This is a genomic window from Bacillus sp. 22475, assembly GCF_052044835.1.
Classification (GTDB): domain Bacteria; phylum Bacillota; class Bacilli; order Bacillales; family Bacillaceae_G; genus Bacillus_A; species Bacillus_A cereus.
The window spans coordinates 17,853-38,894 of the sequence record NZ_JBQENW010000011.1 but is presented as its reverse complement, the minus strand read 5'-3'; the positions used below and the strand labels follow the sequence as shown (position 1 = coordinate 38,894).

The following is a 21,042-nucleotide window of genomic DNA, read 5'->3' as shown; positions in this document are numbered from 1 at the left end:
TTGAATTAGATAAAAGAAAAAAGTAGGAGAATATCTCCTACTTTTTTTACGCTGTTCCAATCTGATCTTGATCTGCCACATCAGAATCAAATGTATTCGTTGCACTAACACCGTTAAACGTATTCACGACAAACCCAACATTGGAAGCTCCAGATCCGTTATAGGCTTTCGTGTTTTCTTTCGGAGATACGTTATAAAAATCTCCTAAGTTGAAAGAGCCGTTACTGTTTTGCACGACGAGATTTCCTACAACCGAAGGCATACCATCCACCTACTTTACTAAGCTTTTTAATTACTATATGAATTATTGTGCGGAAGGTTCATCCGTAATATATTGGCGGATTTGTATAATACGAGAGTTATTAAAACCATAATCAACATTTCCAATTTGAAAGCAACCAGAATTTAAAAGTGTGCGTAATTCAACGTTATTAACTTCAATAAAAGGGCATTCATTTACAATGTTTAATTTTACATCTGTCGTTCGTTTTGGAATTGTAATGTGTTCATCTGTAAAGATTTCAAAAGCATCAAAGCGACCTTCTCCCCGTATATAAAAAGGAATTTCACGGTGGACGGCAATAGCTCTACTTTTTAATTCCATTTGGTTTGCATCTCCAACTTGAAATACAGCAGCAATCCCTAAAGAAATAATAGAAACATTTTGGACAATAGACACATGATGCAACATAATTTCTCAGTCTCCTTAACCTGGAGTAGGAGGGACATCTGTTACTAATGGTACAAATGGACCCTCTGTAACTGTTTCAAATGGTGTATCGAGAATAGAAGATAGAATGAGGAGATTTGCATCTCCAATTAAAAAGAGTGCGGACGACGATACACCGTTCATTTTAATCTGTCCGACTTTTAACTCACGGTTTACAACGTTAAGGTTCATACATACTTACTCCTTTCGGAAATTTCCCGGTATGTGCTGAATAAAGGAGAGAAATGCTTTGTCAATATCTTGTTTCATTGCCTGAATAATGATATCTCGTAAATAATCTGGATCTGTTGAAATACCTTCATATGATTGCGCTTGTGATAAATAATAAGGGAGTCGATGCTCCATCTGTTTTTTTATGTCATCCACCATCATTTGTCGATACATTTCATCAAGCGGTGTTCGCTCTTCTTGTTCAAAATGGAGAATACGATTATATGCTTCTTCATCTAAGTATCGATGCATTTCTTGGAGGATACCTTGATAAAAGTCTGGGTTTGTTTCAGTTTCAGGGTTTACCTTCAATGTTTCTGTATCCACTTGAAAATCTTCAATTTGTTGTCCTTTTGCTGAAAATGGGTTTAAACCAATATTTAAAGTACCATTTAAATTTTCGACTTTTAATTGATCGAATTTGTATTCCACTTTTCCTACAGAAGAGGAGGGGCGATTTTTTAATTCGTTAAGCTCTTCTTGGAGTTGGCGCACTTGATCTTCTAAATTCAGGATGGCTGCTTGTTGTGTTTGAAGAGCTTGTTGAAGTTGGTGTAAGTAAGTATATATATCTTGATTCATTTGTGAAACCTCCTTTTCAATAGGGAGGGTAAAAATATTCCTGCTATATATTTATGACAAGGATGTCTTAAGAAGAACTAGTTGATGGTTTGATAGAAATAATTTGTCCTTTCGCCTGTAATGGGCGAAGCGGCTCCGTAAATCCGCCCGTATTTGAAAATTTAGATAGTGCTTTAATACTTCCGGCAGTACCGATTTGGAATACAGAAGAGGTTGTAATGCTATCAATTTTAATACTGTTGATGATGATACTTTGGTTTACATAAAAATTCAATGCAATTGCCTCCTTTAAGTTGAGCCAATTATCGCTTGATCGATTACATCTGAATCGTTGACAGTCGTTGCACTTTGATAATTGTAGACAGAAACATTGTCTCCAACGTTGAAAGAGCCGGCCCCGGCGAAAGCACGTGAGTAACTAATAGGCCTAATCGCAAATACATCTCCAATATGAAAAATACCACTTGATCCAATATTGACGATACGAATATGTCCGACCATAGCTGGCATATAAAACACCCTTCGTTTTTAAAATTTTCTTTTCTACTATTGTATGGGCGTTTCCAATAAAATGTGTGTTTTTTTGAAATAAAAGACACACACACGCTATTGCGTGTGTGTGTCGAGTGTTTGATTTGGGTGAAAATCCGTATGTACATGCCAAATTACATTTAAGAGCCTGTCCAGTTCTTGGCTACAATCCACTGTTTTTTGAGAAGTCATTCCATAGCGTTCAGCAAAATAAATCATTTTTTCACGTTTTTTTTCAATCGCTTGCTCAAACATTGAAATCGGCTCCATCTCTAAATGAAATTTTTAGTATATATGTAGTACATATTATACAAAAACTCCATAAAAAAGAAATACCTTCGCTAAAAAAAGTAAAATTTCTACATTTTATGCCAAATATAAAGGCGTAACGAATAGGGTATGAGAAGAATATTGTAAAAATTAGCGTGTATGAGAAGGTTTTTTTCTTACGGATGCGAATACAATTAAAGGGCATGAGTTTTAGGATGGAGAGTGGAAATATTGCGTTTTGTAACGGCGAAGAAAGAAGAAAAGGTATTTGTAGGTATTGTGGATGAAGAAGAAAAAAAGGTATTACACTTAAGAGAAGCGCAAAGACAAAAAGGGGAAAAGGTTACAATCCCTATTACAATGTTAGAGTGTATTGAAAGAGGAACTGAATGCTTTGAGAAAGTATGTGAAATTGTAAATTGGGCAAAAGAGAACGGGGAAGCGGCGTATTATCCGTTAACAGAGGTGAAAATATTAGCACCGATTCCAAGGCCAAGAAAGAATATTTTGTGCGTTGGAAAAAACTATCGTGAGCATGCCATAGAAATGGGCGGAATAGAGTCTATTCCAGAAAATATAATGATTTTTACGAAAGCACCAACAACAGTTATTGGCATAAATGAGCAAATTAATGGTCACCCTCATGCAACGGATGAACTAGATTATGAAGGAGAATTAGCTATCATTATTGGTAAGCGAGGGAAGCAAATAAAAAAAGAAAAAGCGCTTGAGCATGTTTTTGGTTATACGATTATCAATGATGTAACAGCTCGAGACATTCAAAGAAAACATAAACAGTTTTTCCTTGGGAAAAGCTTCGATACATTTTGTCCGATGGGACCGTATTTAATTCATAAATCGGTGGTTAATGCGCCGAATGCATTACACATTGAAACGGTAGTAAATGGAGAAGTAAGGCAAACTTCCAACACAAATAAAATGATTTTTTCAATAGAAGAAATTATTTCAACGATAAGTAAAGGAATGACTTTAGAACCAGGCGATATTATCGCAACAGGAACCCCGGCTGGTGTCGGAAAAGGTTTCACACCACCGAAGTTTTTACATGCTGGTGATGAAGTGGTTATTACAGTAGAAGGAATTGGTACTTTGCGAAATGTAGTGAAGTGAAGAAAAGAGCTATCTTGTTAAAAGATAGCTCTTTTTTATGGCCTTGGGTTATAGAGGTAATCAATAACGGAAAAAGTGTAAAGACCAATGAATGCAAGTGTACAAATGCCAAATAGTATAACCGTAAGTGCGCTTTTTTCTCGTCCAAAACCAATGATAGTAAGAATAACAGCAGTCCAAAATGATGCTTTCAGTAGTGTGAATGTAGTAGGAGTTGAGTAGTGAGTAAGCCATGTTGTGGAAAGTAGGAAGCCAAAGAATGTAACTAAAATAAAAGATGTAGCTAAATAGTTAATATGTTTACCATATCTTAATAGCATATCGCACCTCCTTTACGATTTTAAAATACAGAAAATTACAAAAATATCTTAATGTAAATGAATATAAAAAGAAAGAGGTTGTCCCAACATGTCGGACAACCTCTCTATCATTACGATAATACAGCTTTAATTTTTTGGAATGCCCACTCTAAATCTTCTTCAGAGATTACTAGAGGTGGTGCGATACGAATTACGTTTTCATGTGTTTCTTTACATAGTAGACCAGCTGCTTTTAGTTGTTCACAGTAAGGACGAGCTGGTTCGTTTAATTCGATACCGATGAATAAACCTTTACCGCGAACTTCAGTGATCATTGGGTTATCAATCTCTTTTAATTGCCCAACTAATTTTTCACCTAATTGAAGAGAACGCTCTGTTAATTTTTCTTCTTCTAACACTTCAAGAGCTGCGATAGAAACAGCACATGCAAGTGGGTTACCACCGAATGTAGAACCGTGAGAACCTGGCTCGAATACGCCTAAAATGTCGCGGTTTGCTGCTACGCAAGAGATTGGGAATACGCCGCCGCCAAGTGCTTTACCAAGTATGTACATGTCAGGAGTTACATTGTCCCAGTCACAAGCAAATACTTTACCAGTACGGCCTAAGCCAGTTTGGATTTCATCTGCTACAAATAAAACGTTTTCTTTTTTACATACTTCAAAAGCTTCTTTTAAGTAACCAGCTGGTGGGATGTTAATTCCTGCTTCACCTTGAATTGGCTCTAAAATGAATGCTGCTGTGTTTGGTGTAATTGCGGCTTTTAATGCTTCTAAATCACCGTAAGGAATTACAACGATGCCAGGAAGCATTGGACCGAATCCACGCTTGTACTCTTCGTTTGAAGACATAGAAACAGAACCCATTGTACGTCCGTGGAAGTTATCTTCACAAACGATGATTTCAGCGCGGTTTGCTTCTACTTTCTTCACATCGTAAGCCCAGCGACGAACTGTTTTAATTGCAGTTTCAACAGCTTCAGCACCTGTATTCATTGGAAGTACCATTTCTTTATTAGTTAGTTTCGCAACTTTTTCGTACCAAGGACCTAATTGATCGCTATGGAAAGCACGAGAAGTTAACGTAACACGATTAGCTTGGTCAATTAAAGCGTTAATAATTTTCGGGTGACGATGACCTTGGTTTACTGCAGAATATGCACTTAATAAGTCCATATAGCGGTTTCCTTCAGGATCTTCTACCCAAACACCTTCTGCTTTAGAAATAACGATTGGAAGTGGGTGATAGTTATTTGCTCCGTATGTGTCTGTAAGTTCGATAATATCCTTAGTTTGAATCATGATTGTTCCCCCTTTTGTTATTACAAGAAGTTTGTAAATACTCTAAATATTATAGCATTTAAATGTAAAAAAGCGAAACATTTCCTGAAAATAAATGAACATGTTATCATATAGAGTGAAAAAGTGTGAAAAGAGGAGGTAAGGGATACGATGGTACATATGCATATTACAGCATGGGCGTTAGGTTTAATTTTATTCTTCGTTGCGTATTCACTTTATTCAGCAGGAAGAAAAGGTAAGGGTGTACATATGGGGCTTCGCCTAATGTATATCATCATTATTGTGACAGGCTTCATGTTGTACATGAGTATTGTGAAGACAGCAACAGGTAGCATGCACATGTGGTATGGCTTAAAAATGTTAGCTGGTATTTTAGTTATCGGCGGAATGGAAATGATTCTTGTGAAAATGAGCAAAAACAAACCAACAGGGGCGGTTTGGGGCTTATTTATTGTTGCGCTAGTAGCAGTATTATACTTAGGACTGAAATTGCCACTTGGCTGGTACGTATTCAAATAAAAATAAAACCACCTTATAATCTCAAAGACTTGGGAGATAAGGTGGTTTTTTATTTTATGTCGCATCGATATGCAACTCTTCTCCATTTACTTTCGTAAAACGGAACATATTTTTATTTGACGTAGTGTGACGGACGAAATAGTGCTGCAGTGTACAGATCATTTCGTCGTTATCAAACAAAAGAATATTTACTCCTTCGCGTGACTCCTCTTTCGGTAAGAAAGATAAATAATTATGACAATACATGCAATCATATAAAGAGTAGTGAAGTGATTGCAATGATTCGGTTAATAATGTGAAGACAGAGTCAGGTAATTCCTCGAGCCATTCATTATAGCTAAGAAGTAACTTTTTTCGAATACGTACCATTTCACCATTTTGCAAATGGTGTTGCTCGTTGGCGATTTGTAATACATCTTGTTCATAGAAACGGGCTGGTAACCAATTGTTGTTATACAAAATTTCAAACCCATCTTCGGCAATATCTTCTAATAGAAACGCTTCATCATTTTCATCATCAAAGAATACCCATTCATTGTTTATATATTCTACATTACCGACTGTATGAGCACGGGGCTGGTTATATAAAATATGTTTACGTTGTATCATATACGATTTCTCCTTTATGAAAAGTAGTTATTCCTGTTATAGACAGTTCGTGCGTTCTTTATAACTAGACACATCTAGACATAGGTGGGCATACAATAAAACACGTTTTACTGAGTGAGAATGCTATTCCATATGTGGATAGTAGGTTATCGTCAAGTTTTTCATTTTTTGATCCGCACTCTTAGGGTGGGGATTACTGCACGTTCAAGAAAAGAAATAAGATGGAAGGATGATTTATATGTGCGGGATTACAGGATGGGTGGATTATAAACGCTCATTAGAAGGAGAAAGAGATGTCGTTACGAAGATGGCTGAGACGTTAGCCAAACGTGGGCCGGATGATAATAAAGTTTGGATTAAAGGAAATGTCGCATTTGGGCATAAACGGTTAATTGTTGTTGATCCTGAGGGGGGGAAACAACCGATGACTTGTTTAAAAGATGAAACGAATTATGCCATTTGCTATAACGGTGAACTTTATAACACAGAAGACATTCGAAAGGAATTATTAAGAAGAGGGTATACGTTCAAAGGTCATTCTGATACAGAAGTATTATTAGCTTCTTATATTGAATGGAAAGAAGAATGTGTCGATCATTTAAACGGTATATATGCGTTTGCAGTATGGGACGAACAGAAAGAACAAGTATTTATTGCGAGAGATCGATTAGGTGTAAAGCCACTTTTTTATAAATATGATAGCGGACGCTTATTATTTGGTTCGGAGTTAAAAGCGATATTGTCGCATCCAGATGTGAAGGCGGAAGTAACATTAGAAGGGTTATCAGAAATATTCGGACTCGGACCGTCAAGAACGCCTGGCCACGGTATTTATGCTGGTATAAAAGAATTACGTCCAGGTCATGCGATGACATTTTCAAAGAACGGTTTATGTATATGGAGATATTGGAATGTAGAAAGTAAAAAACATGAAGACTCTTTTGAAGAAACAGTAGAGAAAACGCGCTTTTTATTACAAGATGCTATTACAAGACAGCTTGTTTCTGATGTACCACTATGTACTTTTTTATCAGGTGGTGTAGATTCGAGCGCTATTACAGCTATTGCAGCGAAAGAATATGAGAGATCGGGAAAAGGGCAATTACACACGTATTCTATTGATTACGAAGATAATGACAAATACTTTAAAGCAAATGCATTCCAGCCAAATTCAGATGCTCCGTTTATTAATTTAATGACTGAGACATTTCAAACAACCCATCATCGCTGCGTCATTTCGAATGAAAAATTAGCAGAGTATTTAACTGAAGCAGTACTTGTTCGTGATTTGCCTGGTATGGCAGATATCGATTCGTCATTATTATGGTTTTGCCGAGAAATTAAACAAGATTTTGTCGTTGGCTTATCTGGAGAATGTGCAGATGAAATATTTGGTGGATATCCGTGGTTTTATAGAGAAGATGATTTACAATCGAGTGCATTTCCATGGATGCGTTCTACAGAGGCACGTGAACAACTTCTAAAAAAAGAATGGAGAAATAAATTAAATTTACAACAATATGTACAAAGGCGTTATGAAGAGTCGATTCAAGAAGTTCCTATTTTAGAGGGGGAAAGTCCGCTAGAAGCAAAAAGACGCCAATTATTTTATTTAAATATGGTATGGTTTATGACAACATTATTAGACAGAAAAGACCGCATGAGTATGGGGGCAAGTTTAGAAGTACGTGTTCCATTTGCAGATCATCGTCTTGTCGAATATGCGTGGAATATTCCTTGGGAAATGAAAATGTATAAAAACCGCGAAAAAGGTCTATTACGTAAAGCGTTAGAAGATGTACTTCCGCATGACATCTTATATAGAAAGAAGAGTCCGTATCCGAAAACGCACAATCCACACTATACAAACGCAGTAACAGTATGGCTTAAAAATCTATTAACGGATAAAGGTTCAATTTTACACGAACTGTTTGATAAAGAGCAGTTGAGCGGATTGATTCAGTCTGGCGGCAGTGCATTTCAAACACCATGGTTTGGTCAATTGATGACTGGGCCACAGCTTTTAGCTCATTTAGCACAAATTCATGTTTGGTTTAAAGAATATGGGGTAAATATTAAGGAATAAGGGAAAAGCGGCTTACAATTATGTAAGTCGCTTTTTATTAAAGAAATTGTCATATAAAATTCAAAATCACCTTATAAATAATACTTAATTAGAATTATTATTTTGACGTACTTATTATTACTTGTTATAATTGGAAACAAACGTTCTGAAAAAGATTCTCATTTATAAAATTGAGGTGTTATATAGATGACAAAGAAAAGAATAGGTTTACTCGTAATGGCGTATGGAACACCAGAATCATTAGACGATGTAGAGGCATATTATACACATATCCGTCACGGGCGTACGCCATCAGAAGAAGCGCTTGAAGATTTAATTGGGCGCTATAAAGCGATTGGTGGAATTTCACCGCTTGCAAAAATTACGAAAGAACAGGCGCATAAATTAACAGATTCAATGAATAACATATTTACAGAGTATGAATTTACTTGTTACTTAGGTTTAAAACATATTGCACCATTTATAGAAGATGCTGTAGAAGAAATGAAGCGTGATGGGATCGAGCAAGCGATTAGTATCGTATTAGCGCCGCATTACTCTACATTTAGCATTAAAGCGTATAATGACCGTGCTATTCGTCTTTCAAAAGAAATCGGTGGTCCTGTTATTGAACCAATTGAACAATGGTATGATGAACCGAAATTTATTTCGTATTGGGCAGACCAAATAAAAGAGACGTTTACAGAAATTGATAATAAAGAGAAAGCAGTCGTAATTTTTTCAGCGCATAGTTTGCCGGAAAAGATTATTGCAGCAGGAGACCCATATGTAGAACAACTAAAGCATACGGCAGATTTAATTGCAGAAGCTGCAAATATTCAAAACTATACAATCGGTTGGCAAAGTGCTGGGAATACTCCAGATCCGTGGATTGGTCCAGATGTGCAAGATTTAACGAAAGATTTATATGAAGAGCATGGGTACGAATCTTTCGTATATTGCCCAGTTGGTTTTGTAGCGGAGCATTTAGAAGTTTTATATGACAACGATTATGAATGTAAAGTTGTAACTGATGAATTAAATGCCAAATATTTCAGACCAAATATGCCGAATGCACAATCTGCATTTATCGACTGTTTGGCTGAAATTGTTTCTAAAAAAGTGAAGGAAATAGTTGACAAAGATTTAGTTTTGAATAATAATTAATTTATAATAATTTTAAATAAATAATGATTACTACGAAAGAAAGAGGAGGATCCCCCTAGATGAATCCAAATAATCGCTTAACAACAAACCAAGGTGCTCCAGTTGGAGACAACCAAAATTCTCGTACAGCTGGTCGTCGTGGACCAGTATTATTAGAAGACTATCATTTAGTAGAAAAACTTGCGCACTTTGATCGTGAACGTATTCCGGAGCGTGTTGTGCATGCACGTGGTGCAGGTGCTCACGGTGTATTCGTAACGAAAAATAGTATGAAGCAATATACGAAAGCAGCATTTTTACAAAATGAAGGAACTGAAACGCCTGTATTTGTTCGTTTTTCAACGGTTATTCATGGTCAAGGTTCTCCTGAAACAGCACGTGACCCACGTGGGTTTGCTGTTAAATTTTATACAGAAGAAGGAAACTACGATATCGTAGGTAATCATTTACCAGTTTTCTTCATTCGTGATGCAATTAAATTCCCTGATATGGTACATTCCTTAAAACCAGCACCTGATACGAATATTCAAACGCCAGATCGTTATTGGGATTTCATGACGTTAAGTCCAGAATCTACACATATGATGACATGGGTATTTTCTGATTACGGTACACCAGCAAGCTATCGTGAAATGGAGGGTTTCGGCGTCCATTCATTTAAATGGATTAATGAAGAAGGTAAAATTGTTTATATTAAATACCACTGGAAACCACAGCAAGGTGTACGTAACTTAAATGCGAAAGAAGTGCAAGAAGTACAAGGGAAAGACTTCAATCATGCAACTCGTGACTTGTTCGATGCAATCGAAAAAGGAAATCACCCAAAATGGGATTTACACGTACAAGTTATGCAATTAGATGAAATGGACTCTTTAGACTTTGATCCACTAGATCCAACGAAAGTATGGCCAGAAGATCGCTTCCCATTAATGGAAGTAGGGACAATGACGTTAAATCGTAATCCGAAAAACTTCTTTGCAGAAGTAGAACAAGTAGCGTTCTCTCCAAGTGCAACTGTAAATGGTATTGAGCCATCGGAAGATAAATTATTACAAGGTCGTTTATTCTCTTACCCAGATACACAGCGTTATCGTCTTGGTGCAAATTACTTACAAATTCCTGTAAACTGCCCATACGCAGCTGTTCATAATCAACAACGTGATGGTGCGATGCAAGTGAATCAAAACCCATCTACAATCAACTATGAACCTAGTCGTCATGCTGAAAATCCAGTTGAAGACAAAGCTTACCGCGATTCAACTATGAAAGTAGAAGGCTATGTATCTCGTGAAAAAATTGAGAAACCAAATGACTTTAAACAAGCAGGTGAGCGTTACCGTTCATTCTCTAAAGAAGAGCAAGATAACTTAATTGCAAACTTAACAAATGATCTAAAAGACGTAAATGAACGCACAAAATTATTAGCTGTTTGTAACTTCTTCCGTGCAGATCAAGAATACGGTATGCGTTTAGCGCAGGCATTAAATGTTGATATTACGCAATATGTAGGAAATGCTCCGAAATAAATAGGAAAAGACGACCGGGTTTCGGTCGTCTTTTTTGTATAAAGTTATGTCGGTATTTTGCATGTAAAACATGTCGGAATTTGTTGGTAAATCGATATGTTGTGTCGAACCGTTGATATATTGAAAGAAACAATCGATATATTTGAAAAATCGTTGATATATTTACATTTATACTAGGTGGGGTATGTTACCTCGTGCGCAAAAAAAGGGATGCAATCTATTAGTAATAGATTGCATCCCTTTTTAGTTTGCTCGCTCTGCATGTTCATAAGCCTTCTCGCCATGCATCGAAATATCAAGTCCCATGTGTTCCTCGTGCTCATCTACTCGAACAGGGAGGAAGAAGTTAATAACTTTAATAATGGCATACGTCATGATGATCGTGAATGCATATGTTGCACCGATCGCTATAAGTTGTTTAAACAGTAAAGCTGCATTTCCGTAAAATAATCCGTTTGCACCATCTCCGTTTATGGTAGTAGTTGCAAATAGTCCTGTTGCGATGCCGCCCCAAGTTCCTCCGATGCCGTGGCATCCAAAGGCATCAAGTGTATCGTCATACCCGAATTTTGTTTTTAAGAAGAAAACGGCGCCAAAGCATAATATACCACCAATTGCTCCGATAAGAAGAGCGGAGAAAGGTGTAACGAACCCGCAAGCTGGTGTAATAGCGACTAGACCAGAAACAACTCCACAAGCAGCTCCCATCGCAGTCGGTTTTGATTGGAAGAACCATTCAGAAAGCATCCAAGTTAGAGCGGAGGCAGCAGCGGCTATATTTGTATTAATAAATGCAGTTAAAGCTACGTCGTTTAAGGATAATGCGCTGCCGACGTTAAAACCGAACCAGCCAAACCATAATAAGCCTGCGCCTAACATTGTAAATGGCAAATGATGAGGAGAAGAACCATTTATGTTTTTTCGTTTTCCGAGGAAAATAGCTAAAACAAGACCAGCAACTCCGGAAGTGATGTGAACGACGTTTCCGCCAGCGAAGTCTAGTGCACCAAGTTCCCTTAGCCAACCGCCGACGCCCCATACCCAATGAGCGACAGGATTGTAAACGATCGTTGTCCATAGAAGGATAAAAATAAGAAAGGCAGAAAATCGCATTCTTTCAGCAAATGCACCTGAAATTAAAGCTGGAGTTAAAATGGCGAACATGAGTTGAAACATCATGAATAAATTGTGAGGAATAGTAGATGAGTAGTCTGGATTTGGTGCGTAGGTAACTCCGTTTAGACCGAACCAATCAAGTGTACCGATAAGCCCGTGCCAATCTGGTCCGAATGATAAAGAATAGCCGATAACAATCCATTGAATCGAAACGATAGCCATTGCACTATAACTATGCATCGTTGTACTGAGTACATTTTTGCTGCGAACCATACCTCCATAAAAAAGTGCCAATCCTGGTGTCATCAACATGACCATTACTGTCGTTACAAACATAAAAACCGTATCTCCCATATTCATGATTTTCCCTCCTGTAATGTTAGAAAAAATAACATCATTTTGTTATGTTTCATATCATATTCGAAATTAAACTAAAAATCAACTAAAAATTCAGAAAAATATATACATGATGTTAGGAAACCTAACGTGTATTATTTTGTGAGGGTTGAAATCGACATATGCGTTTCATTCGGAAAATTGGTATAATATTCTTACAATTAAAAAACTTGGGGGATGCGTGTGGGAAAAATACGGACTAGGAAACTATTCATTTGTTTTTGCTTAGCTGTTGTTTTGTTTGTACCAATACATACTTTTGCAGACGAAAAAAGAGAGTGGCGAGATGAAGTTATATACTTCATTATGATTGATCGCTTCAATAATGGAGAACCGAAAAATGACAAACAATTAGAAGTTGGTAATTTAGAAGGGTATCAAGGCGGGGATATAAGAGGAATTATAAAAAGGTTGGATTACATAAAAGAAATGGGTTTTACTACCGTTATGCTTTCGCCACTTTTTGAAAGTGGAAAGTACGATGGATTAGACGTGCGAAATTTTAAAAAGGTAAATGAACATTTCGGGACAGAAAATGATGTGAAAGAACTTGTAAAAGAAGCTCAGGCAAAAGGAATGAAAGTTGTATTTCAATTTCCGCTTGGAGAAAACGAACAACAGGTAATTGACGCAATGAAATGGTGGATAAAAGAAGTTGATTTAGACGGAAGTTATGTTATACATAGTGAAAAAAAGCCGCGTTCCTTTTGGGATAACGCGCAAAAAGATATGCAAGTGATAAAGAAAGATTTTCGTATTATGACAAAGGAGGATAGCGAATACAACGAAAAAATAGTAGAATCGTTTTCCAAAGCGGATGTATCGGTGAAATCGTTATACGATGTGAGTAAAAAAGAAGGGGAATTTGTTACGTTTTTAGATGATCAAGAAACAAAAAGATATGCGCGTATTGCAAAAGAAAATATGTATTATCCGCCATCACGTTTAAAACTGGCGCTTACATATCTGTTAACATCACCTGGAATTCCGAATTTTTATTACGGAACTGAAATTGCATTAGATGGAGGAAGTGTACCCGATAATAGACGATTAATGGATTTTAAGTCAGACGAAAAATTTATGCAGCACATAACAAAACTAGGTGAACTTAGACAGGCGAGACCGTCTTTACGACGCGGTACGTTTGAGCTATTGTATGATAAGAGCGGGATGAGCATACTAAAACGAAAATATAAAAATGAAGTAACTTTAGTAGCAATTAATAATACGAAAGAAACACAAAAAGTCTCCTTACCTGCAAGTACGATTGGTGAAAAACAAGAGTTAAGAGGATTGTTAGAGGATGAAATTATAAGAGAGGAAAATGGGGAATTTTATCTCGTTTTAAAGCGTGAAGAATCAAACGTGTATAAAGTTAACGGAGAAACAGGTGTGAATTGGTTATTTATCTCCTTAATCGTTGGTGTGAATGTATTATTTATTGCGTTTTTAATTGCAGTTAAAAGGAAACGTAGATGAGATGAGAAGTTACTCGCTCTATGTTCATGTCTTCTTACTTGTATTTGTAAGTTTGTTCGGTGGGGCCAGGTTAGGGAGAAAGTCTTCTTCCTAGCCTGTTTTTGTATCAATACGGATAGAGAAAGACCTTTGAAACAAACAATAATTGCAACTATATTAATTTTACATTACATTAAAAGTTAGAGAATACTCTTATACTAAGATAGTGCTAAATAGTAGGTGGGAAAATGGAATTTTACGATTTGGGTATTACCATTAAAGAGCTTAGAATTAAAAAAATATATCACAATCCGAATTATGTCATGGAATATGTTCGCAAAGTCAAATTAGCAAAATAGAAAAAGGTATGATTTATCCATCTAGTATATTGTTATATCAATTATCAGAAAGACTTGGTATTGACCCAAATAATATATTTGCATTAACTCAAAACAAAAAATTAAAATATGTAGAAAATGTAAAATGCGTAATAAAAGATTGCTTAAAGCAAAAACAATATAAAGAACTTTATGAAGTCGTGAAAAAAGAGAAAGATGAAAAAAATTTTCAGGCAAAAGAAGATAAACAATTTCTCCTATGGCATGAAGCAATTGCTGTATTTGAGGTGAACAGATCCATAAAAACTGCTTTAAAGCTTTTAAATAATGCATTAAAACTAACTTTAACCAATGTTGATTTTTTATCAGAAAGAGAAATAGATATTATGCAGACAATGTCTATATTTTATGCGGAAAATAAAGAATATGATAAAAGTATTACTATATTAGGAAGATGTTTAACTAATTTTAATAAGTTAGATTTTCCGAGAGATAAAGCGATTAAATTAAAAATCATTTTTAATTTAGCGAAATGTTTAGGTATGACCTATCAATATGAAGAAGCGGTAAAATACATTGATAAGGGCATCAAATTAGCTATTAATCTAAATACTTTATACTTATTAGGCGAACTTTACTATTTAAAAGGATGGAATTTATTAAGATTTAAACAACAGAATGAAGAAGATATTGCAAATAACATGAAAAAAGCATTATTTATATTTGAACTAACAGAAAAAGAAAATCTGATAAAAATGGTTAAAGAAAAATATTTTGAAAACCAAACTGAAAAAAGCCACTCATAATTCATTTGGAAATCACTTGAAATATAATAAAACCTACAGGGGAAATCCCTGTAGGTTTTACACTTATAAACTTGCTTCTAAAATATTAGTGTTTAATATAAATTTTTGAATAAGAGTTTACTTAGTGTACTTTTTATTTTGAAGTCTGCATCTTTATTAACAATGTATGCTTCTTTTTAATTCCATCTAAATATTATTAAAATTAAGATGGTTCAAGTCGGAGGAAGGCACTTTGAGGTGTCTTTTTTTATGACCTTTATCATTAACTATTTAATGTTTTTTAAATGATTACATGACATAGTTTTTTTGTACCAAGCTTTGTTGATACAGTTAGACTTATCCGTTAGTGTATTCGTATTATTAGAACATCCTACAGTATTTAGGGAGAATGTGGCCAATAAAAACCATAATATTAATTTCTTCAAATAACCACTTCTAACTCTTTTTTAATTAACATTTTTTAAAATACTTATTAATTTTACATTACATTAAAGGTTGGAAAATATTCTTATACTCATAAATTGTTACGTTTTGGCGAGGAGAGGAATTATGAGTTATAGCAATTTTTAAGATGACTTTGGCCTAGGATGTAATTACTAAGAAAAGTAATTCAAATCGAAGGGAAAACGTCTTAAGGTGTCTTTTCCTTATTTTCAATTTACTTAGCGATTTTTACCACACATACCCTTTTTCTATGGTTTGTTCTTGTAATATTGTCTCTGCAAGGCTAAAAAGAAAACTCCTCTAATTAAGAGGAGTTTTCTTTTTAGCGGTAGTTAATGAACTGTACGTCGATTGGTAAATCAGCGCTACGAACAGCTGCGATTACGGCTTGTAAGTCATCACGGCTTTTCGCTGTAACACGTACTTGATCGTCTTGTACTTGTGTTTTTACTTTTAATTTCATTTCTTTAATGATGTTGTTAATTTTTTTAGCGTTATCTTTATCGATACCTTGTTGAAGTGTTGCGCGTTGGCGAACAGTGTTGCCAGTTGCAGCTTCAACTTTTCCGTAATCTAAGTTCTTAATTGGAACGTTACGTTTTACAAGTTTAGAAATTAAAACGTCTTTTACTTGGTCTAATTTGAACTCGTCGTCAGAAGTTAAAACTAGTACTTCTTTTTCTAATTTAATATCACTTTTACTTCCTTTAAAGTCATATCGGTTTTGAATTTCTTTTAAGGCGATATTAATTGCGTTTGTTACTTCAGGTAATTCTACTTTCGAAACGATGTCAAAAGAACTATCTTTTGCCATAGTTAGCACCTCCAAATAAATTTCTAATCTTGTTATGTACTGTACATACTAAAGTATAGCTGAAAACGAGTCTAGACTTAAGTGTTTTCGTACTTATATTCATGGAACCTCATTTTATTATAGTGAATTTTGGGCAGTTGGACAAATACAGGAAAAATCATGTTATAATTAACTTTTGTTTGGAATGATAAAAAAGATAATTTTATATATATAGAAGGGAATTAAAAAATATGTATTTGCAAATAGGATCGATTGAACAGGTAACTGTTTTACGCGAAACGGAAATCGGATATATGGTTGGGAATGAAGAAGAAGAAATTTTCCTACATAAAAACGAAGTAGCTGGAGAAATTGAAGAAGGCGATACGATTGATGTATTCTTATACCTTGATCACCAAAATCGTATTTCAGCAACAATGAAGGAACCGATTATTACAACTTATGATTGGAACTGGGTAAAGGTTGTAGAAGTTATTCCTAGTTTAGGTGTGTTTGTTGATATTGGTGTGTCAAAAGATATACTAATTCCAGCTGATGAGTTCCCGATTTATATGCCAGTATGGCCAGAAGTAGGCGACGAATTATATTGTACGTTAAAATTAACGAATCGTGATCGTTTAATTGCTCTTCCGGCAAGAGACAGTGATATGCAAGAAATTATCGTAGATGCAACGCCATCTATGCGTAATAAAAACGTAAATGGACGTGTATATCGTTCGCTTCAAGTTGGTTCATTCATACTAACTGATGAGCATTTCCGTGCTTTCTTACACCATACAGAAAGAAAAGAACAAGTTCGCATCGGTGAGCGTGTAACGGGCCGTATTATTGACGTGAAAGATGATGGTACAATTAACATTTCACTTCTTCCTCGTAAAGAAGAAGGAATGGAAGACGATGCTGCAGTAATTTATGCATATATGGAAGAACGAGGCGGAGCAATGCCGTTTTGGGATAAGAGCCATCCAGAAGATATTAAAGAACGCTTTAACATGAGTAAAGCTGCATTTAAGCGTGCACTTGGTAAGTTGATGAAAGAAGAAAAGGTTTACCAAGAAGAAGGTTGGACTTACTTTAAGAAATAAGATAGAAGATTAAAAAACACAACCTTATTTAAAAAGATAAGGTTGTGCTTTTTTAATTTCCTTGCGGAGAAACAAGAGTAAATGTATCTTTCAAATCACTATCGTTTATTTTAATATTCGCCTTTTTTAATTCCTCTTGTAATAATTTTTGGCTGAATGCAGGATCAGCAGTACGTTCTTCCTCTAAGTTTTTGCGAATAGAGTTTTTTACCTCATCGTAAGGTTTTAGATCTTTTTTATCAGTTAATTTAATAACGTGATAACCGTTTGATGATTTTACGGGATTGCTAATTTGTCCAACATTTAGTTTGTAGGCAGCGGTTTCGAATTCAGGAGCCATTGTACCTGAATTGAAGTATCCAAGGTCTCCACCTTTATCTTTTGATAGTAGATCTTGTGATTCTTGTTTTGCTAATTCTTCAAATGAAGCACCAGCATCTAGTTTACTCTTTATTTCTTTCGCTTCATTTTCGTCACTTACTAAAATGTGACTCGCTTTAATTTCTGGCTTATAGTGATCTTTTACGTCTTTTTCTGTAATGCTTTTCTTAATCGCTTCATTCATAGCAAGTTTGAACTTAATTTGATTTTTGAAATCCTCTTCATCTTTTAAACGATTGTTTTCTAATACTTTTTTGAATTGATCTCCATATTGTTTTTTTACTTTTTCTACTTCTTTATTTACCTCTTCATCAGGTACTTTATATTTTTTTGTGATGACGTCTTGTGCCATCATTTCGTATAGCATGTCTTTTCCGTAACGATCTTTCAATTGTTTTTCGAAGTCGTCCTTCGTAACAGTCGAGTCTGTTGCTGTGGCGACTGTAGCTGAGCCGTTTTTTTGTCCGCAAGCAGATAGCATCAATATACTTATTAGTGCAGTAATAATGAAAATATGTTTCCCTCTCATGCCAACACCTCATCCGAATATGTTATCGCTATTGTAGAATATAGAAGTGAACATGAAGTGAATTTTTAATGTTTTTTCCTTTAAAATGTAAAAAAGTACATCAACATAATTGTTGATGTACGATGGAATCAAAGGTGATCGGTCTTTTTAGAGTATGCACGTTTACCTTGCTGAATATTTTTTTGCTCTTGCTCATTTTTTTGTGTGCGTTTTGCATTATTATCGCGTGCTTTTTTGTCGTTATCACTCGTATGTGGCATATGTATCAACTCCATTTCTAAACGTTGTACGTTTATCATTTCCTTTTTCGTAAAGACTATGTATAGCGGTGCATTTATGAAGGGTAAAGGTGGATTCGAAATGGATTTGAAGTTGAATTATACTGAACTTATAAAGAAGTTAATCGTTGTAATCATCGCAGGTTTATTAAACGCGATTGGGATGAATTTATTTTTAACGCCAGCGAAAGTGTATGCGAGCGGCTTTGCTGGATTGTCTCAATTATTATCACAAATATTAGGTGATTTTTTATCGATTCACATATCTACGGGAGTATTGTTTAGCTTATTTAATATTCCTGTCGTTATTTTAGCGTGGAAAAAGGTTGGAAAGGCCTTCACCTTTTTTAGTTTTCTTTGTGTTATATTTATGACTTTGTTTCTAGAAATCATCCCTGTTAGAGCGGTTTCGAATGATATCATATTAAATGCGATTTTTGGCGGGATTATTTCGGCAATTGGAGTAGGGATTGCTTTAAAGTGGGGTGCTTCTACAGGTGGATTAGATATTATCGCCATGATTTTATCAAAAATAAAAGATAAGCCTGTCGGTACATACTTTTTCTTTTTTAATGCAATTATCATTATCGCTGCTGGCTATGTATATGGATGGGAAAAAGCGTTATATACGTTAGTGACTTTATATGTATCAACGAGAATTATTGATGCAATTCATACTCGTCATGTAAAGATTACAGCATTAATTGTTACGAAGAATGGGGCGGACGTAAGAAAGGCGATTCACTCGCGATTAGTAAGAGGAATTACAACGATACCAGCAACAGGTGCTTATACGAATGAAAATAAAGAAATGTTAATGATGGTTATTACCCGTTACGAGTTATACGAATTGGAGAGGATTATTAAACAAGTGGACCCAGGTGCATTTACAAATATACTGCAAACAGTTGGGGTGTTCGGATTGTTTCGGAAAGATTAAAGAGGACCGAAGTTGGTCCTCTTTTTTAATGTACATTCGTAATGTTTTGCAATTGCTCTTGCATTTCACGGAGCTGAACTTTTTCAGCAGTTGAAGAGTTTGCGTAAGCGGATTGCAAAGCATTTTTTGCTCTATATACGAGATCTTGTTGCTCAGTACCGCTTGAACAAGATACGGCATTTTCAACAGCATCTCTAGCTTGTTGGAATAGTAAGTTCCCCATTTAAACCCCTCCAAAAGAAGAGTTACTTCTTGCCTTTTCTGCCTCAGCTAATGTACCTCTGTACGGGAATCTTGCATCATGCTTCATAACAGCATCGGCTCCTTGTTGGATAAAACGCTTTGATTTGTTCTTTTTACCCATTCGAAAAACCCCCTTTATTTAGCTGAAAACAATCGACGCGATGTCTCTTGCGTCTACTTATAGTATGGACATTTGGCAGGAAACTATAAGTAGGGAATTTTTAGATTACAACCCAAGAACCTCTTCTAAATATAAAGCAATACCATCTTCTTCGTTCGTTAACGTCGTATGGTTTGCGAGTGATTTTAATTCAGGGATGGCATTCCCCATTGCGATGCCGTGACCAGCAAATTCAATCATTTCAAAATCATTATCTTCGTCACCGAAAGCGATAATTCGCTCTTGTGGAATGTTGTAATGACTAGAAATTTTTTGTAATCCAACCGCTTTATTTAATCCGCTTTTCACAATCTCAATAATCGGCCAAGGTGCGCCCCATTTTCTATGATCGATTACTTCCGCGTGCATATCCGTTAAATGTTGACGAATTGCAGTGGAATGCTCGTCATGTGCATCAATTAATAAGCAAGTTGGATGATCGTTTAAAATATTTAATAAGTCTCCCGTAAAAATCTTAGGAGAGCCGAATTCGAAAATATGTTTTTTATCTTCATCAATTTCACGAACATACACATCGTCCATTACTTCCGCGTATATATTTTTTACGCCGAAATCAAAGCAAGCTCGTACAATTTCTTGCGCTGTTGCTAGCTCAAGAGGAGAGTGGTGTGTTCCCCAATTTGAATCAAGAGGATGATGTACGTAAGCACCGTTAAAGTTTACGATAGGTGTGTTAAGAGCAAGTTCTTTATAGTAATCATAACTAGCACGGAATGGACGTCCTGTTGAAATAACAACAATATGTCCCTGTTCCTTTGCTTTTGCAATTGTATGTTTCGTTCGAGTGGAAATTATTTTGTTGTCTGTTAATAAAGTACCGTCTAAGTCTAATGCGATTAAATGTTGTTTGTTCATAATTTCACCTCTTATAATAATTTTTTTGTATCTATCTGTATTTCCGTTTTTAATATGCAGAAATAAGAGGTTAGACTCGGTGAAATCACCATAGATGGAAATTTCACTATATATCCATCTTACGTCTCAAAGTGCTACGGTGTCTACTATTTATCGTTGGAAATTAAGAAAAGTCAACATCTTTTTAGAAAGTTCAAACAATGTTTCTTTCATTATG

Annotated in this window: 25 protein-coding genes and 1 pseudogene; 9 read left to right on the top strand and 17 right to left on the bottom strand. The window is 35.5% G+C overall.

Features of this window, described 5'->3' with window-relative positions; translation table 11 throughout:
• Nucleotides 1-46: 46 nt before the first annotated feature.
• The 7 genes from gerPF to ACTJJY_RS18415 form a co-directional block, all read right to left on the bottom strand.
• Nucleotides 47-262: a spore germination protein GerPF gene (gene gerPF / locus ACTJJY_RS18445; protein WP_001141566.1), complete on the bottom strand. Its 216-nt coding sequence runs from the start codon at nucleotides 260-262 to the stop codon at nucleotides 47-49.
• A 42-nt stretch (nucleotides 263-304) separates the two neighbouring features.
• Nucleotides 305-691, bottom strand: a complete 387-nt coding sequence (locus tag ACTJJY_RS18440; RefSeq protein WP_000902319.1) for a spore germination protein GerPE — start codon at nucleotides 689-691, stop codon at nucleotides 305-307.
• Between the two features lie 15 nt (nucleotides 692-706).
• Nucleotides 707-901: a spore germination protein GerPD gene (gene gerPD / locus ACTJJY_RS18435; RefSeq protein WP_001052807.1), complete on the bottom strand. Its 195-nt coding sequence runs from the start codon at nucleotides 899-901 to the stop codon at nucleotides 707-709.
• Nucleotides 902-907: 6 nt separating this feature from the next.
• The gene (gerPC, locus tag ACTJJY_RS18430) at nucleotides 908-1,522 is read right to left on the bottom strand and encodes a spore germination protein GerPC (RefSeq protein WP_001070760.1); all 615 of its coding nucleotides are present in this window, start codon (nucleotides 1,520-1,522) and stop codon (nucleotides 908-910) included.
• A 67-nt stretch (nucleotides 1,523-1,589) separates the two neighbouring features.
• On the bottom strand, nucleotides 1,590-1,796 hold the full coding sequence (gerPB, locus tag ACTJJY_RS18425) for a spore germination protein GerPB (protein WP_001012508.1): 207 nt from the start codon (nucleotides 1,794-1,796) through the stop codon (nucleotides 1,590-1,592).
• Between the two features lie 14 nt (nucleotides 1,797-1,810).
• Nucleotides 1,811-2,032, bottom strand: coding sequence for a spore germination protein GerPA (gene gerPA / locus ACTJJY_RS18420; RefSeq protein WP_001111187.1), 222 nt, complete (start codon nucleotides 2,030-2,032; stop codon nucleotides 1,811-1,813).
• 96 nt (nucleotides 2,033-2,128) lie between these two features.
• Nucleotides 2,129-2,308 carry an aspartyl-phosphate phosphatase Spo0E family protein gene (locus ACTJJY_RS18415; protein WP_000462845.1) on the bottom strand — a complete coding sequence of 60 codons (180 nt, stop codon included), beginning with the start codon at nucleotides 2,306-2,308 and terminating at the stop codon, nucleotides 2,129-2,131.
• 246 nt (nucleotides 2,309-2,554) lie between these two features.
• On the opposite strand from ACTJJY_RS18415, the gene ACTJJY_RS18410 reads away from it, so the two are divergent.
• Nucleotides 2,555-3,454 (top strand): fumarylacetoacetate hydrolase family protein, encoded by a 900-nt coding sequence (locus ACTJJY_RS18410; protein WP_001213086.1) that lies wholly within the window; start codon nucleotides 2,555-2,557, stop codon nucleotides 3,452-3,454.
• A 35-nt stretch (nucleotides 3,455-3,489) separates the two neighbouring features.
• Here ACTJJY_RS18410 and ACTJJY_RS18405 read toward each other — a convergent pair whose 3' ends face one another.
• Nucleotides 3,490-3,774 (bottom strand): hypothetical protein, encoded by a 285-nt coding sequence (locus ACTJJY_RS18405; RefSeq protein ID WP_000926864.1) that lies wholly within the window; start codon nucleotides 3,772-3,774, stop codon nucleotides 3,490-3,492.
• A gap of 110 nt (nucleotides 3,775-3,884) precedes the next feature.
• Complete coding sequence (rocD, locus tag ACTJJY_RS18400) at nucleotides 3,885-5,075, bottom strand: ornithine aminotransferase (protein WP_000616658.1); 1,191 nt, start codon at nucleotides 5,073-5,075, stop codon at nucleotides 3,885-3,887.
• Nucleotides 5,076-5,225: 150 nt separating this feature from the next.
• On the opposite strand from rocD, the gene ACTJJY_RS18395 reads away from it, so the two are divergent.
• Nucleotides 5,226-5,594: a YisL family protein gene (locus ACTJJY_RS18395; protein WP_440606219.1), complete on the top strand. Its 369-nt coding sequence runs from the start codon at nucleotides 5,226-5,228 to the stop codon at nucleotides 5,592-5,594.
• Between the two features lie 54 nt (nucleotides 5,595-5,648).
• On the opposite strand, the gene ACTJJY_RS18390 is transcribed toward ACTJJY_RS18395, so the two are convergent.
• Nucleotides 5,649-6,203, bottom strand: a complete 555-nt coding sequence (locus ACTJJY_RS18390) for a DUF2777 domain-containing protein (protein WP_440606218.1) — start codon at nucleotides 6,201-6,203, stop codon at nucleotides 5,649-5,651.
• A 238-nt stretch (nucleotides 6,204-6,441) separates the two neighbouring features.
• On the opposite strand from ACTJJY_RS18390, the gene asnB reads away from it, so the two are divergent.
• The 3 genes from asnB to katB all read left to right on the top strand — a co-directional run bounded on the left by asnB (nucleotide 6,442) and on the right by katB (nucleotide 10,961).
• Nucleotides 6,442-8,289, top strand: coding sequence for an asparagine synthase (glutamine-hydrolyzing) (gene asnB, locus ACTJJY_RS18385; RefSeq protein ID WP_440606217.1), 1,848 nt, complete (start codon nucleotides 6,442-6,444; stop codon nucleotides 8,287-8,289).
• A gap of 186 nt (nucleotides 8,290-8,475) precedes the next feature.
• On the top strand, nucleotides 8,476-9,435 hold the full coding sequence (gene hemH / locus ACTJJY_RS18380; RefSeq protein ID WP_061655460.1) for a ferrochelatase: 960 nt from the start codon (nucleotides 8,476-8,478) through the stop codon (nucleotides 9,433-9,435).
• Between the two features lie 59 nt (nucleotides 9,436-9,494).
• A complete protein-coding gene (gene katB, locus ACTJJY_RS18375) occupies nucleotides 9,495-10,961 on the top strand; it encodes a catalase KatB (RefSeq protein WP_098022996.1) in 1,467 nt (488 codons plus the stop codon).
• A gap of 243 nt (nucleotides 10,962-11,204) precedes the next feature.
• Here katB and ACTJJY_RS18370 read toward each other — a convergent pair whose 3' ends face one another.
• Complete coding sequence (locus ACTJJY_RS18370) at nucleotides 11,205-12,437, bottom strand: ammonium transporter (RefSeq protein WP_440606216.1); 1,233 nt, start codon at nucleotides 12,435-12,437, stop codon at nucleotides 11,205-11,207.
• A gap of 213 nt (nucleotides 12,438-12,650) precedes the next feature.
• On the opposite strand from ACTJJY_RS18370, the gene ACTJJY_RS18365 reads away from it, so the two are divergent.
• Together ACTJJY_RS18365 and ACTJJY_RS18360 are read left to right on the top strand one after the other, a co-directional pair.
• Entirely contained in the window at nucleotides 12,651-13,952 is a 1,302-nt protein-coding gene (locus tag ACTJJY_RS18365; protein ID WP_440606215.1) for an alpha-amylase family glycosyl hydrolase, read from the top strand.
• 227 nt (nucleotides 13,953-14,179) lie between these two features.
• A pseudogene (locus ACTJJY_RS18360) lies at nucleotides 14,180-15,075 on the top strand (helix-turn-helix domain-containing protein).
• 766 nt (nucleotides 15,076-15,841) lie between these two features.
• Here the strand turns inward: ACTJJY_RS18360 and ACTJJY_RS18355 are convergent.
• Complete coding sequence (locus tag ACTJJY_RS18355; RefSeq protein WP_001040146.1) at nucleotides 15,842-16,333, bottom strand: YajQ family cyclic di-GMP-binding protein; 492 nt, start codon at nucleotides 16,331-16,333, stop codon at nucleotides 15,842-15,844.
• 230 nt (nucleotides 16,334-16,563) lie between these two features.
• On the opposite strand from ACTJJY_RS18355, the gene ACTJJY_RS18350 reads away from it, so the two are divergent.
• Nucleotides 16,564-17,418 (top strand): CvfB family protein, encoded by an 855-nt coding sequence (locus ACTJJY_RS18350; RefSeq protein WP_000281259.1) that lies wholly within the window; start codon nucleotides 16,564-16,566, stop codon nucleotides 17,416-17,418.
• Between the two features lie 52 nt (nucleotides 17,419-17,470).
• Here ACTJJY_RS18350 and prsA read toward each other — a convergent pair whose 3' ends face one another.
• The gene (prsA, locus tag ACTJJY_RS18345) at nucleotides 17,471-18,328 is read right to left on the bottom strand and encodes a peptidylprolyl isomerase PrsA (protein WP_063546784.1); all 858 of its coding nucleotides are present in this window, start codon (nucleotides 18,326-18,328) and stop codon (nucleotides 17,471-17,473) included.
• Between the two features lie 128 nt (nucleotides 18,329-18,456).
• Nucleotides 18,457-18,588 (bottom strand): DUF3941 domain-containing protein, encoded by a 132-nt coding sequence (locus ACTJJY_RS18340; protein WP_001120851.1) that lies wholly within the window; start codon nucleotides 18,586-18,588, stop codon nucleotides 18,457-18,459.
• Between the two features lie 100 nt (nucleotides 18,589-18,688).
• Here ACTJJY_RS18340 and ACTJJY_RS18335 point away from each other — a divergent pair, with 100 nt between their 5' ends.
• Nucleotides 18,689-19,546: a YitT family protein gene (locus ACTJJY_RS18335; RefSeq protein WP_000364431.1), complete on the top strand. Its 858-nt coding sequence runs from the start codon at nucleotides 18,689-18,691 to the stop codon at nucleotides 19,544-19,546.
• A gap of 25 nt (nucleotides 19,547-19,571) precedes the next feature.
• On the opposite strand, the gene ACTJJY_RS18330 is transcribed toward ACTJJY_RS18335, so the two are convergent.
• From ACTJJY_RS18330 to ACTJJY_RS18320, 3 genes are all read right to left on the bottom strand, one after another.
• A complete protein-coding gene (locus ACTJJY_RS18330; protein ID WP_000527408.1) occupies nucleotides 19,572-19,769 on the bottom strand; it encodes a DUF3813 domain-containing protein in 198 nt (65 codons plus the stop codon).
• Entirely contained in the window at nucleotides 19,770-19,910 is a 141-nt protein-coding gene (locus ACTJJY_RS18325) for a hypothetical protein (protein WP_000516816.1), read from the bottom strand.
• A gap of 105 nt (nucleotides 19,911-20,015) precedes the next feature.
• Nucleotides 20,016-20,825 carry a Cof-type HAD-IIB family hydrolase gene (locus ACTJJY_RS18320; RefSeq protein ID WP_440606214.1) on the bottom strand — a complete coding sequence of 270 codons (810 nt, stop codon included), beginning with the start codon at nucleotides 20,823-20,825 and terminating at the stop codon, nucleotides 20,016-20,018.
• Nucleotides 20,826-21,042 lie beyond the last annotated feature (217 nt).

Excerpts from the sequence above, each read along its gene's own strand:
- gerPF (WP_001141566.1), bottom strand. The coding sequence starts at position 262 with ATGCCTTCGGTTGTAGGAAATCTCGTCGTGCAAAACAGTAACGGCTCT.
- ACTJJY_RS18440 (WP_000902319.1), bottom strand. The coding sequence starts at position 691 with ATGTTGCATCATGTGTCTATTGTCCAAAATGTTTCTATTATTTCTTTA.
- gerPD (WP_001052807.1), bottom strand. The coding sequence starts at position 901 with ATGAACCTTAACGTTGTAAACCGTGAGTTAAAAGTCGGACAGATTAAA.
- gerPC (WP_001070760.1), bottom strand. The coding sequence starts at position 1,522 with ATGAATCAAGATATATATACTTACTTACACCAACTTCAACAAGCTCTT.
- gerPA (WP_001111187.1), bottom strand. The coding sequence starts at position 2,032 with ATGCCAGCTATGGTCGGACATATTCGTATCGTCAATATTGGATCAAGT.
- ACTJJY_RS18415 (WP_000462845.1), bottom strand. The coding sequence starts at position 2,308 with ATGTTTGAGCAAGCGATTGAAAAAAAACGTGAAAAAATGATTTATTTT.
- ACTJJY_RS18405 (WP_000926864.1), bottom strand. The coding sequence starts at position 3,774 with ATGCTATTAAGATATGGTAAACATATTAACTATTTAGCTACATCTTTT.
- rocD (WP_000616658.1), bottom strand. The coding sequence starts at position 5,075 with ATGATTCAAACTAAGGATATTATCGAACTTACAGACACATACGGAGCA.
- ACTJJY_RS18395 (WP_440606219.1), top strand. The coding sequence starts at position 5,226 with ATGGTACATATGCATATTACAGCATGGGCGTTAGGTTTAATTTTATTC.
- ACTJJY_RS18390 (WP_440606218.1), bottom strand. The coding sequence starts at position 6,203 with ATGATACAACGTAAACATATTTTATATAACCAGCCCCGTGCTCATACA.
- asnB (WP_440606217.1), top strand. The coding sequence starts at position 6,442 with ATGTGCGGGATTACAGGATGGGTGGATTATAAACGCTCATTAGAAGGA.
- hemH (WP_061655460.1), top strand. The coding sequence starts at position 8,476 with ATGACAAAGAAAAGAATAGGTTTACTCGTAATGGCGTATGGAACACCA.
- katB (WP_098022996.1), top strand. The coding sequence starts at position 9,495 with ATGAATCCAAATAATCGCTTAACAACAAACCAAGGTGCTCCAGTTGGA.
- ACTJJY_RS18370 (WP_440606216.1), bottom strand. The coding sequence starts at position 12,437 with ATGAATATGGGAGATACGGTTTTTATGTTTGTAACGACAGTAATGGTC.
- ACTJJY_RS18365 (WP_440606215.1), top strand. The coding sequence starts at position 12,651 with ATGCGTGTGGGAAAAATACGGACTAGGAAACTATTCATTTGTTTTTGC.
- ACTJJY_RS18355 (WP_001040146.1), bottom strand. The coding sequence starts at position 16,333 with ATGGCAAAAGATAGTTCTTTTGACATCGTTTCGAAAGTAGAATTACCT.
- ACTJJY_RS18350 (WP_000281259.1), top strand. The coding sequence starts at position 16,564 with ATGTATTTGCAAATAGGATCGATTGAACAGGTAACTGTTTTACGCGAA.
- prsA (WP_063546784.1), bottom strand. The coding sequence starts at position 18,328 with ATGAGAGGGAAACATATTTTCATTATTACTGCACTAATAAGTATATTG.
- ACTJJY_RS18340 (WP_001120851.1), bottom strand. The coding sequence starts at position 18,588 with ATGCCACATACGAGTGATAACGACAAAAAAGCACGCGATAATAATGCA.
- ACTJJY_RS18335 (WP_000364431.1), top strand. The coding sequence starts at position 18,689 with ATGGATTTGAAGTTGAATTATACTGAACTTATAAAGAAGTTAATCGTT.
- ACTJJY_RS18330 (WP_000527408.1), bottom strand. The coding sequence starts at position 19,769 with ATGGGGAACTTACTATTCCAACAAGCTAGAGATGCTGTTGAAAATGCC.
- ACTJJY_RS18325 (WP_000516816.1), bottom strand. The coding sequence starts at position 19,910 with ATGGGTAAAAAGAACAAATCAAAGCGTTTTATCCAACAAGGAGCCGAT.
- ACTJJY_RS18320 (WP_440606214.1), bottom strand. The coding sequence starts at position 20,825 with ATGAACAAACAACATTTAATCGCATTAGACTTAGACGGTACTTTATTA.